The organism is Ginsengibacter sp., assembly GCF_057362405.1.
In genome coordinates, this window is the sequence record NZ_JBMQQG010000114.1 from 1 (window position 1) to 16,464 (window position 16,464).

Here is a 16,464-nt window from a genome sequence, read left to right on the forward strand (position 1 = left end):
AAGCAACCTTCCCCGACTAGATGCCTATTTTAATTTCAGGATAAAATCTTTTACGGGGCTTGTAAAAATTGAAAACTTAAATACTATCAATTTTTCCCCGTTTGGCTTTACCAACAATAGCTTTGCAGCGCCAAACTATCCTACACCTGGCATGATTTTCAGGATTGGCGTACAATGGAATTTTGTAAACTGATTGCAACCATAATTTTAAGAAATTTACAGAATAAATTAAGCATCCATTGAAAGATGAAATTATTATAAGGAAAATTATAGCCAGCGATAATACAAAGCTGGCTGTTATCATCCGCAGTTCATTAGAAGATTTTAATGCCGTAAAACCGGGCACCGTTTATTTTGATGAAACAACGGACCATCTTTATGAATTATTTCAAAAGGAAAGATCCTGTTATTTTGTTGCAACCATTAATGATGAAGTTATTGCCGGTGGTGGAATATTTCCCACAGAAGGCCTCCCGCCCAAAACTTGCGAACTCGTTAAGATGTATGTATCCTCCGCCGCACGGGGAAAAGGCCTTGGAAAAATATTATTGCAAAGGTGCATAGACGAAGCGAAAAGCAATGGCTTCGAAAAAATGTATATCGAAACAATGCCGGAACTCACTAATGCCATTGAAATGTATAAGAAATATGGATTTACGTTTATTCCAACGCCGCTTGGTAACAGCGGACATACCGGCTGCGATTTGTTTATGATGAAAGATTTGTAGGATTTTATTTACACATAAACTATTAATAGCGCTTCCCATCATACCGAAACGGCTTCCTTATTATACCTCGCTTTATAATCCAACGGCGACATCCCGGTCATCTTTCTAAACACTTCGCGAAAGGCTTTTACATCCGAATATCCCACTTCGTACATTACTTCATTAATAGTTTTGCGACTTGTTTCCAATGCCTTTTTTGCCAGTTCAATTTTCACCCTTTGCGAATATTCCAAAGGGGTATTCCCGGTCGCTTTTATAAACCTCCGGTCAAAGTTCCGCCTGCTTACAGAGAATTTAGAAGACAAATGTTCCACTGAAATTTTTTCGCCTGGTTTGCTTTCAATAAATGTTTGCGCTTTCTTTACCATTTCATCGCCATGCAATTTTTGCCCGGTAAAAATGGTAAATGCTGACTGGCTGTTTCGATCCATTTCAACCTGGAATACTTTGGAACAAAAAATAGCGGTTTGCCGGTCGTAGTATTTTTCTACCAGGTAAATCACCAGGTTTAGGAACGAATAAGCGCCACCGTTAGTATAAATTCCATTTTCATCTGTAATCAGCTGATCCGTTTGCAAATTCACTTCAGGGAACATACTTCTGAAATTATCCGCTGCCGCCCAATGTGTAGAGCAGTTTTTGCCATCCAGCAATCCAGTTGATGCCAGCATAAAAGCACCGGTGCATATACTGGCTATTGCGGCCCCGTTTTTATATTGTTTGGCAATCCACTCAATTATTTCCCTATTTCCCTTGACGGCTTTTTGATAATTATGATTCAACGACGGAATAATGATGAGATTGGTTTTTGTGATCGAAGAAATGTGTGCGTGTGGCTTCACAGTAAACAAGCCGTCGTAAAAGTCCACTTCTTTTGAAACACCAGCGAGTTCAATTTTAAATATTTGCTTTCTGCCCATTCCCTTCCAATACTCATTGGCTCTTGTAAATATTTTATAAGGACCAACAATACTGCTCAGGTTGTTCTGTCCCTCGGGAACGATTATTGTGAGACGTTGCATTGAAATTATTTTGGCAAAGATAAATAGTTATCATGTCCAAATCAACCCACTATAATGTCCATTTTGCACCTCGTCAAAGTAGTATTCAGCCAATAGCTTTGCGGTATCGATCATTCAAAAAAAATTATAAAAATGACAACAACAACAACTCAAGACTTCACTTACAGTTTTACTTCTTCAAAAACACCAGCTGAAGTTTTTCAATTACTGTTAAACATTGATCAATGGTGGTCTGGTCAATATGGGGAAACAATCGAAGGCGACAGTAAAAAAATTAATGATGTATTTACCTTCCATGCTGGGGGCGGAGCCCATTATTCAAAACAAAAGCTGGTTGAACTTATTCCCAACAAAAAAATTGTTTGGCAGGTAACGGATAGTAACCTGAGCTTTTTAAGTGATACCTCGGAATGGACCGGCACCAGGATTTGCTTTGACATTTCAACGGAAGGCGATAAAACGAAAGTAACATTCACCCATGACGGATTGGTTCCTGAAATTGAATGTTATGATGCTTGCTCGGGTGGATGGACAAAGTACCTCGGTGAATTGAAAGAGAAGCTTAAATAATATCATTAAAGAAAATAAAATGACAACATCAACAAATAATAAGATAATAACTTCCCGTGAAGTTGCAGCACGATTTAATGAACTTGCCAGCCAGGAGAAATGGTTCGAAATCCAGGACGAGCTTTTTGCTGAAAATGTGAGAAGTATTGACCCGCCCAACTCTCCCTATTTCGGTTATGCAGAAGGGAAAACTGCCGTTCGCAAAAAGGGAGAAGACTTCGTGAAAAAGATTGAGGCGTTTCATCGTGCGTCAACTACCGAACCAGTGGTAGGTGGAAATCATTTTGCAGTGGGACGAGAGGTGGATATTACTTTGCAAGGTTTTGGAAGAATACAAATAAAGCAGATAATGTTGTATGAAGTGAAAGAAGGTAAAATTGTGTTGGAGCAATTCTTTTATTAAAACAATTAGCAAACCCTTGATTCGGCTACAAGAAAAATAGATTCGGTTACGCCTGTTTTTTTATTGCTGTGCAACTTTGCAGCAATAAAAAAACAAAATATGAAAATTACACTTACCGGTTCTTTAGGAAATATCAGCAAGCCTCTCGCAAATGAGTTAATACACAAAGAACATAACGTAACAGTTATTAGCAGCAAGCCGGAGAGGCAAAAAGAGATTGAAGCTCTTGGCGCCCAAGCTGCTATTGGCACTATGGAAGACGCTGAGTTTCTCTCAGCATCTTTTAAAGGTGCCGATGTTATTTATATAATGGAAACGCTCGGTCCCAATAGTTTCTTCAACAAGAATCTTGATGTGAATGAGGCAATTACACGCATTGGTAACATCTACAAACAAGCCATTCAACAGTCAGGTGTAAAGCGGGTGGTGCACCTCAGCAGCATTGGCGCACACACCGACAAAGGTGTTGGCATGCTTGCTTTTCATCACAATGTAGAAACCATTTTGAAGCAACTGCCCGAAGATGTTTCCATTAAATTTATGCGTCCTGTAGGTTTTTACTACAACCTGTTTGCGTTTATACCTACTATAAAATCGCAGGATGCCATTATCGCCAACTACGGTGGTAATGATAAAGAGCCCTGGGTTTCACCTTTAGATATTGCCAGGGTTATTGCCGAAGAAATTGAAAAACCATTCAATGGCAGAGAAGTCCGCTACATAGCAAGCGATGAAGTTTCGCCAAATGAAGTAGCAAAAATTTTGGGCGAAGCAATCAGCAAACCTGGTTTAAAATGGCTTGCTATTTCAGACGAACAACAATTAAACGGAATGATTGCAGCGGGCATGAATCCACAAACTGCCAAAGGCCTGGTAGAAATGAACGCAGGTAGACGTGGTGGGGTTTTGTATGAGGATTATAATCGAAACAAGCCAACTTTGGGGAAAGTAAAGTTGACAGATTTTGCAAAAGAATTTGCCGTTGTTTTTAGTAAATCTTAGCTATATAGAATTCAATACGCAACCAATACACAAGATTTAATGTTTATACATTAATGACCGACTAAAAATATTAATAACATTTAAGCTATTTGAAATTCAATTTGAAATGATTGCACAAGAAATAACAATTGCCGGCGGAAGTAAACATCCATTAAAAGTGAAGCGTTTTGGTTATGGGACTATGCGGCTCACCGGCCCGGGTATCTGGGGAGAGCCGATCAATCGCCCCGAAGCACTGCAGATATTAAAACAATGTATTAAAAGTGGCATCAATTTCCTGGATACCGCCGACTATTATGGCGAAGACGTAACCAATCGCCTGATAGCAGAAGCATTATATCCTTACCCTGAAGATTTGGTGATATGCACTAAAGTGGGAGGAGCGAGAAAGCCCGACAAAAGCTGGGTTCCGTTTAATCGCCCGGAAAATTTACGCAGCAGTATCGATAACAATTTGCGTACATTAAAACTGGAACAAATATCCCTTGTCCATTTTAGGATAATAGCCGGCGGGGATGTGCCTTTTAAAGAATCCCTGCAGGCCATGTTTGAAATGCAGCAGGAAGGCAAAATATTACATGTAGGTGTTAGCAATGTTAGTGCCGGCGAATTACTAACGGCGATGGCTATGGGAAATATTGCCACGGTAGAAAATATGTACGGACATGCCCAACGCACTTCTATACAACTGGCGCATGGAGGAGAAACGCGTGGCGGAGAGGAAGTACTCGCCATTTGTGAGGAAAATAAGATAACCTTGATACCGTACTTCTCGTTATTCCAGTCAATGCCTAAGAAAGACGAAAGGATTGCAACTATTGCGAGGAAACTTAATGTTACCGAGGCCCAGGTAAACTTAGCATGGTTACTGCATCATTCTCCCTGGTTGTTGCCCATACCCGGAACGTCTTCATTGCAACATTTTGAAGAAAACTTAAAAGCAACCGAAATACAATTGAGTAAACATGATATGGAATTTCTTAACCAATAATAATTACATTGTACTATGGCAAATAATCAACCGCAAAGAATTAAAACTTTAAGTGAGTTTCACCAGCTAAGGGGATTGCCGAAACCAGCTCATCCATTAATTAGTGTTGTGAACCTGGAAGACTTCCGGCAAGAGCCGGACAGTGAACCCACAAGTTGGGTGTTGGATTTTTATTCCATCTCCATTAAAAGGTGTTTGAGTTCAAAATTTAAATACGGCCAGCAACAATATGATTTTGATGAAGGCGTGATGTTTTTTATTGCCCCCGGCCAGGTTTTTGGAATTGAAGTAGATCACAATGCAACGTCAAAACGTTCTGGCTGGATATTGCTAGTGCATCCTGATTTTCTTTGGAATTCTCCTTTGGCCAAAACCATAAAGCAATACGAATATTTTGATTATTCGGTACATGAGGCATTGTTTCTTTCAGACAAAGAAGAAACAACAATCATCAGCATTATGCAAAACATCCAGCAGGAATATCATTCCAACATAGATAAGTTTAGCCAGGATGTAATTATTGCGCAGCTTGAATTGTTGCTGACTTATGCAGACAGGTTTTATCATCGCCAATTCATAACAAGAAAAATAACCAACCGTACCATTCTTGATCGCCTGGAAGAAATTCTTTCCTCATATTTCAATAGCGATGACCTGATACAAAAAGGATTGCCTTCCGTTCAATATATTGCCGAAGCATTAAATGTATCGCCCAATTATTTAAGTGGATTACTGAAAGTATTAACAGGCCAAAGTACGCAACAACACATTCATGATAAATTAATAGAAAAAGCTAAAGAGCAGCTATCGACAACGGATTTATCTGTAAGTGAAATTGCCTTCGAATTAGGTTTTGAACATCCGCAATCGTTCAGTAAATTATTCAAAACAAAAACCAGATTTTCACCGTTGGAATTTCGGCATTCGTTTAATTAAAAGCAAAGTCTTTTAAACTATTTCCCGTGATCTTCCACCAGTTCCACCTCAGCAACCGGGCTAAATAAAAACAATCTCCCGGTGGCAACATCCTGGCAGACAAAACGCTTTCTTACCTTATTACCTTTCTTGTAAGTCTTGCCACCCTTCACTCTAAAGATGCTGTTCAAAGCAAGCTCTTCTACGAAAAAAAATCCCGGTTTGTGGGCATCATATCGTTTTAATATCCGAAGCAATCCGTCTTCGGCACAGGAGCTGGCCGATGGATTTTTAAGGCTTTGCAGTAATTCGGCTTCAATATCAGCTGGAAAAATTTTTTTAGAAATAAACCGGGCCAGTATTTTGCCGAATTCGCTTTTCCATTGCTCGCCATGCGGCGGAATCCTGTTACCATATTTTTCAAAAGCAAGGAGGTGCCCCAGTTCGTGCAAAAGGGTTATAAGAAAAGAATATTTATTCAGGTTGCCATTTACACTTATACGGTGGTTCCTGTTGGAATGGCTGTTGCGGTAATCGCCCAAAACACTTTTACGTTCACGGGTAACCGTTAGGTGTACTTTGTATTCATGAAGATACCCTGCTACATCCTCAAATGAACCGTCAGGTAAATAACTGTTCAATTGGTGCAGGGGTGATTCTTTTTTAGGCATTCGTCTTTCTGCGGGAAATTTTCATTAATTGTTTTACCTCTATAAAAGTATACAAAATGTATAAGCCCATTGATGTAAAAACCGACGGCTTGTTTATTTTTCCTTTGGTTAAAAAAAGATAAACCGCAAGGGCAATTATTACGATAAATATTTTAACCAATAGCGACGCATATACACTTCTTATAAAAACATTGGTATTAACTGATTGCAGCCCTTTAACCTGCATAACAAAAGCCAACATGCTTAAGCAAAATAAAAGCAGGTTGGCTGCCAGTAAAAATTTTATTCCAAAACCATGGTTGTGCAAAAACGTTTTAAAAATAAATGCACCGGCATTTATTAAAATAAACAATATAATGACGCCAACAGATTTATTATAGATTTCTTTCATTTCTTTTTAGATGTTTCCTTTAAAATATTGTACATCAATCCAATGATAATCAACAAAGGCAACAGCCATACCAATAAAGGAATTGAGAAGTGCAGCCACTTGTCTACCTTCAAACCAACAAAAACACCTATGCCTATACTCACTAAAAATTGCATAGCAAGGCCTGTATAGCGTTGTAATTGTTTGTTGCCTTCGTTGTTACTATTCAATTCGTTAATTTTTGCGGCAGTTTAATCGCTGCTCTTTTCAATATTTTTTAACTTAAGCATTGTTGTATCCCGCGGCACTACGTTTCCTTTTAACACCTTTTCGATGTTGTCGATATACTCTTGCTTTTTAATGAGATTTTGTTCAATTGAATCTGCTTTCATTTTTAACAGGCCATATTCCTTTGCTTTTTGAGCCTGGCCATAACCGGGAATATATAATTTGAGTGGGGTAAACGCAATTAGAGCAACCGTAAGCCCCACCAATATTACAAATAGTACACTTAGTGCAATATATACGCTCATCCTGCTTAATTTAAAAGTTACTATTTCGTTATAGGTATCCTCATTAATAACTACAAGCCTGTAACGGCTTCGCAGCCTTTTTAAAGAAGTATTGCCACCGGGCAGGGACATATCATTTTTTTAGGTTGTTAAAAAATAATTAGGAGCATTCATTAATTGGAATAATAGCTCAAAATAACCGTATTTTTAAAATATTTTTGCAAATTATAAGTTTCATATAGAAGCAAACTACATTTCCGTGTTGGCGCCTCTGTAAAAATTTTAATATTCATGAACCCCCGGATCCTAAAGTCTTTGTTTTTCTTACTGTTTTCCCTCTTTCTTCTGCCGGAAGTTTATGCTCAGTTAGGCAAAATAACGATCGATCTTGAAAAAGATAAACCCCAAAAATTCAAGACAAAGACCTTGAAATCAGAGAAAACCGGCGAAAAGAAATTTACGGTTCCGCGCCGATTTATTCAAAATACGGTTTCTCACTACAATTATTTTTATAATGCCAACAATAAATTAAACCAGGTTATTGAAAGAGCCCGCCTTTCTGACAAAGATGATTACACAAAATTGCTGCCATTTTACGGTTATTCGCTGGAGAATACTTCTGCACAAAAAACAGAGCTTGATTCAGTTATTTATAAAGCCACGGCGGGAATTTTAATACATGACCTGCGAACCAACTGGGTTGATAATTTTTACTTATTAATTGGAGAGGCATACTACCTGCGAAGAGATTATGACTCTGCTTTCATGACTTTTCAATTTATCAATTATAACCTTTATCCGCATAAGAAGAAAGATGATGACCAACTGATAGTAGGCTCCAATGACAATGCTGATAACAAAGCTATTAGCGTTTCCAGCAAAGAAAGCCACAATATCGTTGATAAAGTTTTTACCCGCCCCCCCAGCCGCAACGATGCTTTTATATGGCAGATACGCACCTTGATTGATATGGACCAAACCGGTGAGGCGGCAGCGCTTATTAATACGTTACAAAATGACCCGGCTTTTCCCAGCCGTTTAAAACCGTCGCTTGAAGAAATGAACGCCTACTGGTTTTATAAGCAGCAGATGTATGACAGCACGCTGGGGCATTTGGAAAATTCTTTACCTAATGTAATTGATTTGCAGGATAAAGCCAGGAGGGAATTTTTAATAGCCCAGCTTTTTGAAATTACAAAACAACAAGATAAAGCATCTGACTATTATGATAGGGCTATGCATCATACCACCGATCCGCTGATGGATATTTATGCTAACCTTAATAAAGCCAAAATGCTAAAAAGCAATGATCCTGCAGAGATTGACCGAGCCATTGCAACCCTCGTACACATGGCTAAAAAAGACAAGTTTGAAGCTTACCGCGACATCATATTTTACTCCGCGGCTCAATTGGCTTTAATAAAACCCGATACTACCGCAACAGTGGCCTTGTTTAAAAAGAGCACATTTTATAACCGGGAAAATACACCGATAAAAAATAAAGCCTTCCTGAGCCTTGCAGAAATAAGTTATAAACAAAAGAAGTATAAAGATGCTTATGCATTTTATGATAGCCTTGAATTATCGGATACCACGCTGGGCGATATTGCAGAAATTCAACATAGAAAAAATGCATTGGCAGTTGTTGTTGGAAATTTAAATATTATTGATAGAGAAGACAGTCTGCAGGCAATTGCCGCCATGTCTCCCGCAGAACGCGATGCATTTTTGAAAAAACTTTCAAAAAAATTAATGAAGGAAAAAGGCATTAAAGAGAGCGATTCATTGTACAGCAATCCCGCTGTTGATTATTTTACAAATAAAAATTCGAGTCGCGATATTTTTGGCAACGTCAATAGTACTAACGGCGAATGGTACTTTTATAACACCACTTTAAAGTCGCAGGGGTATAGCGACTTTAAACGAAAATGGGGCAAACGCCAGAACGTAGACAACTGGCGCCGCGGCACGGCTGCAGCTAATAATGTAGCCAGCACCAATGCTTTTGCAAATCCGGATGACAGTAGTGCGAGCAGTACCCAAATCATTGATAATGCTGATCCGCTATTGAGCTCTGCTGTTTCAACATTAAGCCCGCCGCCGATGCCGGTGCAGACCGATTTATCAGTTCAGGGACTTCTTGAAAACGTTCCGGTAACAAAGGAAAAATTAGACATATCTAATAAGAAAGTTTCAAAATCATTATTTCAATTAGGGAGAGATTATCAAACCCTGCTTGAAGATTATAGCGCTGCCATTGATGCCTATCAAAACTCATTAAAACGCTTCCCTGATAGCTTGTACGCAGGAGAACTGTATCTTAATCTCTCCTTCTGCTACAGGAAACTGGGCGATATTGCTATGGCTGAATATTATAAAAATTTACTCATTAAAAAATTCGATAAAAGTAAATTCACACAACTGGCGTTGCACCCGGAAGCGATGGAGCCATCAAAGAAAGATCCTGCCGCTACTAAAAGATATGAAGACATTTATAATCTTTTTATCGAAGGCGATTTTGAAAAAGCAGTTGCTGAAAAACAAAAAGCCGACAGCGTATATGGTACAAATTATTGGAGCCCGCAGTTACTCTATATCCAATCTGTTTATTACATCCGTAAAAGAGAAGATAGCACTGCTATAAATATTTTGAAGCAAATAATTACCCAGTATCCAACGTCACCATTAAAAGGGAAAGCAGTAACAATGATCGATGTTCTAAAAAGGAGAAGTGCCATCGAAAAGTATTTAACGAATTTAAAAGTTGAAAGGGTAAAGGAAGATTCGCAGATAATTGTTTATGACAATCCTACAATTTCCAAACCAATGCAACAGGATACAACGCGAATGCTTAAGTTGAATCCTCATAATATAGTTGTCACTCCTGAAAAAGTATATCTCGATTCCTCCAAAAGAGCGCCGGCTATTATGAAAAATGCAACCTTTATGATTGATCCGCTTTCTCAACAATATGTGATGATGGTACTTACCAAGGTTGACCCGGTTTATAGCACTGAGGCAAAAAATGCACTTGCGAGATACAACAGGGAAAATTTTTACAATCAAAAAATAGATATCACAAAAGATACTTTGGATAAAGACAGAACTTTATTAATCTTTACTCAATTTGAGACGGCAGATCTTGCAATAAAATACATGGACAAATTAAAAAAAGCAGCGCCTTCGGAAATATCCTGGCTGCCTGCAGCAAAATATTCTTTTTACATCATATCTGGCTCAAATCTTGATCTCTTAAAACAAAATAAAGAGCTTCAGAATTATATTGACCTTTTGAATAAGAAATACCCGGGTAAATTCTAATACTAATTACCCTTTTACCGGACAAAGAAAATAAAATGAAAAATCAAAATTCACGCAATACAAAAAGTTCTTCTAAAAAAAACGGAAAAGTAAAACCAGCGATAAGAATTTTATGGGCGCTTGTTTTAGGTGGTATCGGGCTTGGCATATTAATATTCTCACTGGCCTGGTTTGGCCTGTTTGGAAAATTACCTTCATTGCAGGAACTTGAAAATCCCCAGGCAAATCTTGCTTCAGAAATATATGCAAACGACGGCACCACATTAATGGGTAAAATTTATGCTGAAAATCGTAGCTCTGTTGATTTCCAGGATATTTCGAAACATGTAATTGATGCATTGATTTCAACTGAAGACATTCGTTTTTATGACCATTCAGGTATTGATGCTATTGCCATCGGGCGTGCAATAAAAGGCTTCGGCAGTGAAGGCGGCGGAAGTACCCTAACGCAGCAATTGGCTAAAAATATGTTGGGCCAGGGTGGCGGCTGGGTGGGCAAACGAATAATGGATAAATTGAAAGAATGGATCGTTGCACTTAAGCTCGAAAAGAATTTCACAAAACAAGAAATACTTGCTTTATATCTGAATAGAGTATCATGGTTGAACGTATATGGAATAAGAAATGCAGCCCGTGTATATTTTCAAAAAGATCCGGCAGACCTAACAACCGATGAATCGGCATTACTGGTTGGTATGTTGAGCGGACCTGGAAAGTATGATCCGATTAGAAATCCAAAAGCTGCTATTGACAGAAGGAATTTGGTGCTCGACCGCATGGTAACCAATAATGTTCTGTCCAGTTCAGAAGCAGACAGTTTAAAAAAGAAACCACTTGGAGTTAAATATAAAAAGCTTGATGAAAATCTTGGTATCGCTCCCTACTTCCGTTCAGTATTAACCAAGAAATTAATTGACTGGTGCAAAACACATACGGATCCTGCTACCGGAAGAAATTATGATCTCTACCGAGATGGCTTAAAAATTTACACAACCATAGATCCAAAAATGCAATTATATGCTGAAGAAGCCGTGGTAAAACACATGGCTAATATGCAGAAAAAATTTAACAGCCAGTTGCCAAAGAATGTATGGAAAGGACAAGAAGATATATTGAACCGTGCCATGAAGGAGAGTGAGAGATGGAAGTATATGAAAGAAGCAGGGGTTGCGGACGCTGATATCAGGAAGTCATTTAATGTACCTGTAAAGATGAAAGTATTCGCCTGGAATTCGAAGCGGGAAACCGATACTGTGATGACCCCTTTGGATTCCATAAAGTATTTCAAGCAAATGATGCAGACTGCCTTTTGTGCCATGGATCCTGTAACCGGTGAAGTAAAAGCCTGGGTGGGCGGGATAGATTTTAAATGGTTTAAGTATGATCATGTAACAGCCAACAGGCAGGTTGGGTCTACGTTTAAACCATTATTATATACCCTGGCCCTGACGGATGCCGGCCTTACTCCTGAAACTCCTTTGGGCGGTAAGTCCATTACCCTGGCCAAAAAAACCTTTGCAGGCCCGGGTGGAACAATGGCTTACTGCCTTGCAAAATCGCTGAACGTAGCAGCATGGGACCTTATGAGTCGTATTGGTCCTAAAAAGACCGCAGAGTTTGCGCACCTGTGTGGCATTAAAAGTACTATTCCAATCGTTCCATCAATCGCATTGGGCACTGCCGATATTCAACTGCTTGAAATGTTGAGAGCCTATTCTATGTTTCCAAACAGGGGCTTTAATACTGAACCTATTTTTATCTCACGAATAGAAGATAAAAACGGTAATGTGCTGCAGAGTTTTGAATCAGAATCAAAACAGGTAATTAGCGAAGTGGATGCCTACACAATGTACAAAATGATGCAGGGTGTCGTAGACTACGGAACAGGTGGGGCTATGCGCTGGAAATACGGAATTACAAGTGATATGGGCGCCAAAACCGGCACAACAAACGATAATACAGATGGTTGGTTTATGGGATATACACCGCAAATTCTTGCGGGATCCTGGGTTGGTTGTGATGATCCGTTTTTGCACCTAAGAAATGGCTGGACTAATGGTGGTAATGATATGGCAATGCCGGAATGGGCTTACTTCATGCAAAAGGTGTATGCAGATAAAAAACTGGGAATTGATCCAAAGGCTGTTTTTCAAAAGCCGGCAGAATTAAATAATGATCCCATTTTTGCAGACCAGAATTTTTCTAATTTAGTGCAGGAGGGCCAGGGAAATGATATACAGGACAATGGAAATGGCGATGCCGGCGACTATGAAGCAACAACACCTAATATTCCCGTGGAGTCAGAATTTAACAAAGCCCCTACCAAAGATAATAGCCCAACTTCAACGGAAAAGAAAGTAATCGGCCCCGTTAATATGGCTGATGAGTTTAAAAAAGATACTTCAAAAGCACACCCAAAAAACGGAGAAGAAAAGAACATCGATAATAAACTGAATAAAGCATCCGAAGACAAATCAAAAAAGCCGCCAGCAAAACCGGCAAAGCCATCCACTGATTATTGATTCAGTTAAAAATAGTACTCCTGGTAAATAGAATATTGCTTCTCTTCACCGCTATATATCTATTTTTTTAAAACAAAAAGTAAAGTTATAAGGCTTTACTTTTGCTACGTCGCAAAAATATTTTTACACATAATTTTCATAATTTGAAATCGAAATATATTTCTTCATTTCTTATTCTCCTATTGATTATTGGGAGTATTAATTTACTTTTTGCATGGGGAGCATGGGGGCATAAACACATAAACAGGGCAGCTGTTTTTGCATTGCCCGATAGCATGCGAAAGTTTTATTATAATCATATTGATTTTATAACAGAAGGCGCCGTAGTCCCGGATTTAAGACGTGGACTACTAAATGATAAAAACGAAAGCCCAAGGCATTATATTGACATAGAAGATTTTAATTTACCAATAGCAGATCTTCCTAAAACAACACAGCAAGCATATACGAAATACGACAGCGCATTTTTCAATAAGACGGGCTACCTGCCCTGGTATATTCAAAGTATCATGGACAAGCTTACGCAGGCATTTCAAAAACGGAGTAAGTCTGAAATACTTTTTCTATCTGCAGAACTTGGGCATTATGTAGGAGATGCACACATGCCATTACATACGGCATCCAATTTTAATGGCCAGCTCACGAATCAAAAAGGGGTACATGCTTTATGGGAGTCCACTATACCTGAAATGGTTGGCAATAACTATAATTTTAAAACACAGGATGCTACCTACATTCCTGATGTTACCGAGGAAACCTGGCATATCATAGCTCATACCCATTCGCTTGAGGACACGCTGCTGGCGGATGAAAAAAAGGTAAGAAAAAGTTTTCCTGCTAAGAACATGTACAAGAAAGATTCGGCTGGTAATAATATATTGCTATATAATCAACCTGTATTTTCCAATGAATATGCGAAGCAGTTTAATGATGAAATGAATGGGATGGTTGAAAGACAATTGCGTCTATCCATACAGGATGTGGCCAATTATTGGTACACTGCGTGGGTAAATGGAGGTAGCCCGGAACTATTGTCATTAGATGATGAAAACCTTACTAAACAAAATCAAAAAAACTACAAGCTCGAATATAAAGCGTGGACCAAGGGTAAATTACTCAACTTGTCAAATGAAAGGGAATAGAATCTCTATTTGAAGCAAGATTCAATGACAATTTTCACAAAAAAAAAGAATACGGAAGAAAAATTAAGGATTTAAAGCGGGTGGGTTCAATAGGAGTAAATATAAATAACTATTCCGGTTAAACGCATTTATTTAATAGAATATTTGTAAAAAATACACTTATTTCTTTTCACATTAATATTAATAGATATATCAACCTAAAAAAAATCAAATAAAAATTTACAGGTAGCGGAGCGGATTGCGCCTTGATCTCTGGATATAATTTTTAATATTCATCCAAAAAGCAAAAAACAAATAAAATATAACAGGTGAGCCAAGAGTTAAAAATGAAATATAAATGAAATACCTCCTGATAATTGAGGTAGCGATTCCCATTTTCTCGCCAATGGCAGTGCAAACCCCAAATACCTGCCACTCAATAAAATGTTTTATTTTATACATTACTCAAAGCTAAAAAATAATTACTATAATAATAGTAACGAAAAGTAAAATTTTAGATTGTCTCAAAGAGCTTTATATTTTGTTTTTAAATTTTGCTCATAACAAACTGAAGGCAAATCTTGAACCGATTTTAAGTAATTTTGCAGGAAATATTTTTCATATACAATAAAATAACAGCAAATGGTATTTGATCTCGACATGATAAAAAAATTCTACGCCGGTTATTATTCGAAGTTAATCGCCGCCCGTAAAGTTGTAAATCATCCTCTTTCACTTACAGAAAAAATATTATATACGCATCTTTGGAAAGGCAATGCCGGTGAGGCTTATGCAAGAGGAAAAGATTATGTGGATTTTGCGCCGGACAGGGTTGCGATGCAGGACGCCACGGCTCAAATGGCACTATTGCAATTCATGCAATCGGGAAGAACGAAGGTTTCGGTACCATCTACTGTTCACTGCGATCACTTAATACAGGCCGAAGCAGGTGCTGCGGCAGACTTGTCAAGAGCAAAGTCCCAGAATAAAGAAGTATATGATTTTCTTTCTTCAGTTTCGAACAAATACGGGATAGGTTTCTGGAAACCCGGAGCCGGGATTATCCACCAGGTAGTTTTGGAAAATTATGCTTTTCCCGGTGGAATGATGATAGGAACAGACTCTCATACGGTAAATGCAGGAGGCCTGGGAACAATTGCCATTGGTGTCGGTGGCGCAGATGCCTGCGATGTTATGGCGGGTTTACCGTGGGAACTAAAGTTTCCTAAATTAATTGGTGTAAAACTAACGGGTAAGCTTAGTGGCTGGACTGCCTCGAAAGACATCATTTTGAAAGTTGCCGGCATTTTAACTGTAAAAGGTGGTACCGGTGCTATTCTCGAATATTTTGGTGAAGGCGCTACATCTTTGTCATGCACAGGTAAAGGAACGATTTGTAACATGGGCGCAGAGATTGGGGCAACTACTTCAATTTTTGGATATGATGAGAAAATGGCCGAATACCTGCGGGGTACCGATAGAGCAGAAGTGGCCGCGGCTGCTGATTCAATTGCTGAAGATCTTACCGGCGATCCGGAAGTATATGCAAACCCGGAAAAATATTTTGACCAGGTAATAGAAATAAATTTGTCAGAATTGGAACCTCATATTAACGGGCCGTTCACTCCTGATTTAGCCTGGCCTATTTCAAAATTTGCTGCTGCTGTAAAAGAAAATGGTTGGCCCGAACAGCTTGAAGTTGGGTTGATTGGTTCTTGTACCAATTCTTCTTATGAAGATATTACGAGAGCCGCCTCAATTGCGGAACAAGCAACCAATAATGGTATTACTGCAAAATCGGAGTTCACTATAACTCCAGGATCTGAACAGGTAAGATTTACAGTTGACAGAGATGGTTATTTAAAAACATTTGAAAAGATGGGCGGTGTTGTTCTCGCCAACGCCTGCGGGCCCTGCATCGGACAGTGGGCAAGACATTCCAAGGATCCCAATAAAAAGAATTCTATTGTAACTTCTTACAACAGGAATTTTGCAAAAAGAAATGATGGCAATGCCAACACGCACGCTTTTGTTGCATCGCCTGAATTAACTACCGCTTTAGCGATTGCAGGTTCGCTCTTGTTTAATCCATTAACAGATTACCTGACAAATGATAACGGTGAAAAAATTAAATTGGAAGAACCACAGGGAATTGAAATGCCTCTAAAAGGTTTTGCGGTTGATGATGCAGGATATCAATCTCCGGCGGCAGATGGCAGCAAAATAGAAGTTTTGGTTTCTCCAACTTCTGATCGTCTTCAAATTTTAGAACCATTTCCTGCGTGGGAAGGAACAGACATTTATAATTTGAGATTG

At 38.7% G+C, this 16,464-nt stretch carries 17 protein-coding genes; 11 read left to right on the plus strand and 6 right to left on the minus strand.

All coding sequences use genetic code 11. From position 1 onward, the window contains the following. Nucleotides 1-193, plus strand: a 193-nt coding sequence (locus tag ACO1O5_RS09685; RefSeq protein ID WP_486269674.1) for a putative porin, incomplete at its 5' end; no start/stop codon positions are given. Between the two features lie 46 nt (nucleotides 194-239). Next, nucleotides 240-728, plus strand: coding sequence for a GNAT family N-acetyltransferase (locus tag ACO1O5_RS09690; RefSeq protein ID WP_486269676.1), 489 nt, complete (start codon nucleotides 240-242; stop codon nucleotides 726-728). A gap of 38 nt (nucleotides 729-766) precedes the next feature. Here ACO1O5_RS09690 and ACO1O5_RS09695 read toward each other — a convergent pair whose 3' ends face one another. Next, nucleotides 767-1,750: a GlxA family transcriptional regulator gene (locus ACO1O5_RS09695; RefSeq protein WP_486269678.1), complete on the minus strand. Its 984-nt coding sequence runs from the start codon at nucleotides 1,748-1,750 to the stop codon at nucleotides 767-769. 132 nt (nucleotides 1,751-1,882) lie between these two features. On the opposite strand from ACO1O5_RS09695, the gene ACO1O5_RS09700 reads away from it, so the two are divergent. The 5 genes from ACO1O5_RS09700 (at nucleotide 1,883) to ACO1O5_RS09720 (ending at nucleotide 5,652) form a co-directional block, all read left to right on the plus strand. Continuing rightward, nucleotides 1,883-2,320: an SRPBCC family protein gene (locus ACO1O5_RS09700; protein ID WP_486269680.1), complete on the plus strand. Its 438-nt coding sequence runs from the start codon at nucleotides 1,883-1,885 to the stop codon at nucleotides 2,318-2,320. A 19-nt stretch (nucleotides 2,321-2,339) separates the two neighbouring features. Beyond that, on the plus strand, nucleotides 2,340-2,723 hold the full coding sequence (locus tag ACO1O5_RS09705) for a SnoaL-like domain-containing protein (RefSeq protein ID WP_486269682.1): 384 nt from the start codon (nucleotides 2,340-2,342) through the stop codon (nucleotides 2,721-2,723). 99 nt (nucleotides 2,724-2,822) lie between these two features. Next, a complete protein-coding gene (locus ACO1O5_RS09710; RefSeq protein ID WP_486269684.1) occupies nucleotides 2,823-3,725 on the plus strand; it encodes an NmrA family NAD(P)-binding protein in 903 nt (300 codons plus the stop codon). A gap of 106 nt (nucleotides 3,726-3,831) precedes the next feature. Further along, a complete protein-coding gene (locus ACO1O5_RS09715; RefSeq protein WP_486269686.1) occupies nucleotides 3,832-4,716 on the plus strand; it encodes an aldo/keto reductase in 885 nt (294 codons plus the stop codon). A gap of 15 nt (nucleotides 4,717-4,731) precedes the next feature. Then, nucleotides 4,732-5,652 carry a helix-turn-helix domain-containing protein gene (locus tag ACO1O5_RS09720; RefSeq protein WP_486269688.1) on the plus strand — a complete coding sequence of 307 codons (921 nt, stop codon included), beginning with the start codon at nucleotides 4,732-4,734 and terminating at the stop codon, nucleotides 5,650-5,652. 17 nt (nucleotides 5,653-5,669) lie between these two features. Here the strand turns inward: ACO1O5_RS09720 and ACO1O5_RS09725 are convergent, their stop codons facing one another. Genes ACO1O5_RS09725 through ACO1O5_RS09740 form a run of 4 tightly spaced genes read right to left on the minus strand, consistent with a single transcriptional unit; the run spans nucleotide 5,670 to nucleotide 7,316 of the window. Beyond that, nucleotides 5,670-6,302, minus strand: a complete 633-nt coding sequence (locus tag ACO1O5_RS09725) for a SprT-like domain-containing protein (RefSeq protein WP_486269690.1) — start codon at nucleotides 6,300-6,302, stop codon at nucleotides 5,670-5,672. Then, nucleotides 6,295-6,693 carry a hypothetical protein gene (locus ACO1O5_RS09730; RefSeq protein WP_486269691.1) on the minus strand — a complete coding sequence of 133 codons (399 nt, stop codon included), beginning with the start codon at nucleotides 6,691-6,693 and terminating at the stop codon, nucleotides 6,295-6,297. Before ACO1O5_RS09730 ends, ACO1O5_RS09725 begins: the two co-directional genes overlap by 8 nt. Next, nucleotides 6,690-6,902, minus strand: a complete 213-nt coding sequence (locus ACO1O5_RS09735; RefSeq protein WP_486269693.1) for an AtpZ/AtpI family protein — start codon at nucleotides 6,900-6,902, stop codon at nucleotides 6,690-6,692. The genes ACO1O5_RS09730 and ACO1O5_RS09735 overlap by 4 nt, the downstream gene beginning before the upstream one ends. Before the next feature lie 21 nt (nucleotides 6,903-6,923). Further along, the gene (locus ACO1O5_RS09740) at nucleotides 6,924-7,316 is read right to left on the minus strand and encodes a hypothetical protein (protein WP_486269695.1); all 393 of its coding nucleotides are present in this window, start codon (nucleotides 7,314-7,316) and stop codon (nucleotides 6,924-6,926) included. A gap of 294 nt (nucleotides 7,317-7,610) precedes the next feature. Between ACO1O5_RS09740 and porW the strand changes: the two genes are divergently transcribed. From porW to ACO1O5_RS09755, 3 genes are all read left to right on the plus strand, one after another. Next, nucleotides 7,611-10,505: a type IX secretion system periplasmic lipoprotein PorW/SprE gene (gene porW, locus ACO1O5_RS09745; protein ID WP_486269697.1), complete on the plus strand. Its 2,895-nt coding sequence runs from the start codon at nucleotides 7,611-7,613 to the stop codon at nucleotides 10,503-10,505. 35 nt (nucleotides 10,506-10,540) lie between these two features. Further along, complete coding sequence (locus tag ACO1O5_RS09750; RefSeq protein WP_486269699.1) at nucleotides 10,541-13,027, plus strand: transglycosylase domain-containing protein; 2,487 nt, start codon at nucleotides 10,541-10,543, stop codon at nucleotides 13,025-13,027. 143 nt (nucleotides 13,028-13,170) lie between these two features. Further along, a complete protein-coding gene (locus ACO1O5_RS09755) occupies nucleotides 13,171-14,169 on the plus strand; it encodes a zinc dependent phospholipase C family protein (RefSeq protein WP_486269700.1) in 999 nt (332 codons plus the stop codon). A 219-nt stretch (nucleotides 14,170-14,388) separates the two neighbouring features. Here ACO1O5_RS09755 and ACO1O5_RS09760 read toward each other — a convergent pair whose 3' ends face one another. Next, nucleotides 14,389-14,610 (minus strand): PspC domain-containing protein, encoded by a 222-nt coding sequence (locus ACO1O5_RS09760; RefSeq protein WP_486269702.1) that lies wholly within the window; start codon nucleotides 14,608-14,610, stop codon nucleotides 14,389-14,391. Between the two features lie 180 nt (nucleotides 14,611-14,790). On the opposite strand from ACO1O5_RS09760, the gene ACO1O5_RS09765 reads away from it, so the two are divergent. Beyond that, nucleotides 14,791-16,464 (plus strand): aconitate hydratase (locus ACO1O5_RS09765; protein WP_486269704.1); only part of this gene is annotated, 1,674 nt, incomplete at its 3' end.

What these genes read in the sequence shown, in the direction of transcription:
- ACO1O5_RS09730 (WP_486269691.1), bottom strand. Translation starts at nt 6,693, where the DNA reads ATGAAAGAAATCTATAATAAATCTGTTGGCGTCATTATATTGTTTATT.
- ACO1O5_RS09700 (WP_486269680.1), top strand. Translation starts at nt 1,883, where the DNA reads ATGACAACAACAACAACTCAAGACTTCACTTACAGTTTTACTTCTTCA.
- ACO1O5_RS09720 (WP_486269688.1), top strand. Translation starts at nt 4,732, where the DNA reads ATGGCAAATAATCAACCGCAAAGAATTAAAACTTTAAGTGAGTTTCAC.
- ACO1O5_RS09760 (WP_486269702.1), bottom strand. Translation starts at nt 14,610, where the DNA reads ATGTATAAAATAAAACATTTTATTGAGTGGCAGGTATTTGGGGTTTGC.
- ACO1O5_RS09715 (WP_486269686.1), top strand. Translation starts at nt 3,832, where the DNA reads ATGATTGCACAAGAAATAACAATTGCCGGCGGAAGTAAACATCCATTA.
- ACO1O5_RS09710 (WP_486269684.1), top strand. Translation starts at nt 2,823, where the DNA reads ATGAAAATTACACTTACCGGTTCTTTAGGAAATATCAGCAAGCCTCTC.
- ACO1O5_RS09725 (WP_486269690.1), bottom strand. Translation starts at nt 6,302, where the DNA reads ATGCCTAAAAAAGAATCACCCCTGCACCAATTGAACAGTTATTTACCT.
- ACO1O5_RS09750 (WP_486269699.1), top strand. Translation starts at nt 10,541, where the DNA reads ATGAAAAATCAAAATTCACGCAATACAAAAAGTTCTTCTAAAAAAAAC.
- ACO1O5_RS09705 (WP_486269682.1), top strand. Translation starts at nt 2,340, where the DNA reads ATGACAACATCAACAAATAATAAGATAATAACTTCCCGTGAAGTTGCA.
- ACO1O5_RS09740 (WP_486269695.1), bottom strand. Translation starts at nt 7,316, where the DNA reads ATGTCCCTGCCCGGTGGCAATACTTCTTTAAAAAGGCTGCGAAGCCGT.
- ACO1O5_RS09695 (WP_486269678.1), bottom strand. Translation starts at nt 1,750, where the DNA reads ATGCAACGTCTCACAATAATCGTTCCCGAGGGACAGAACAACCTGAGC.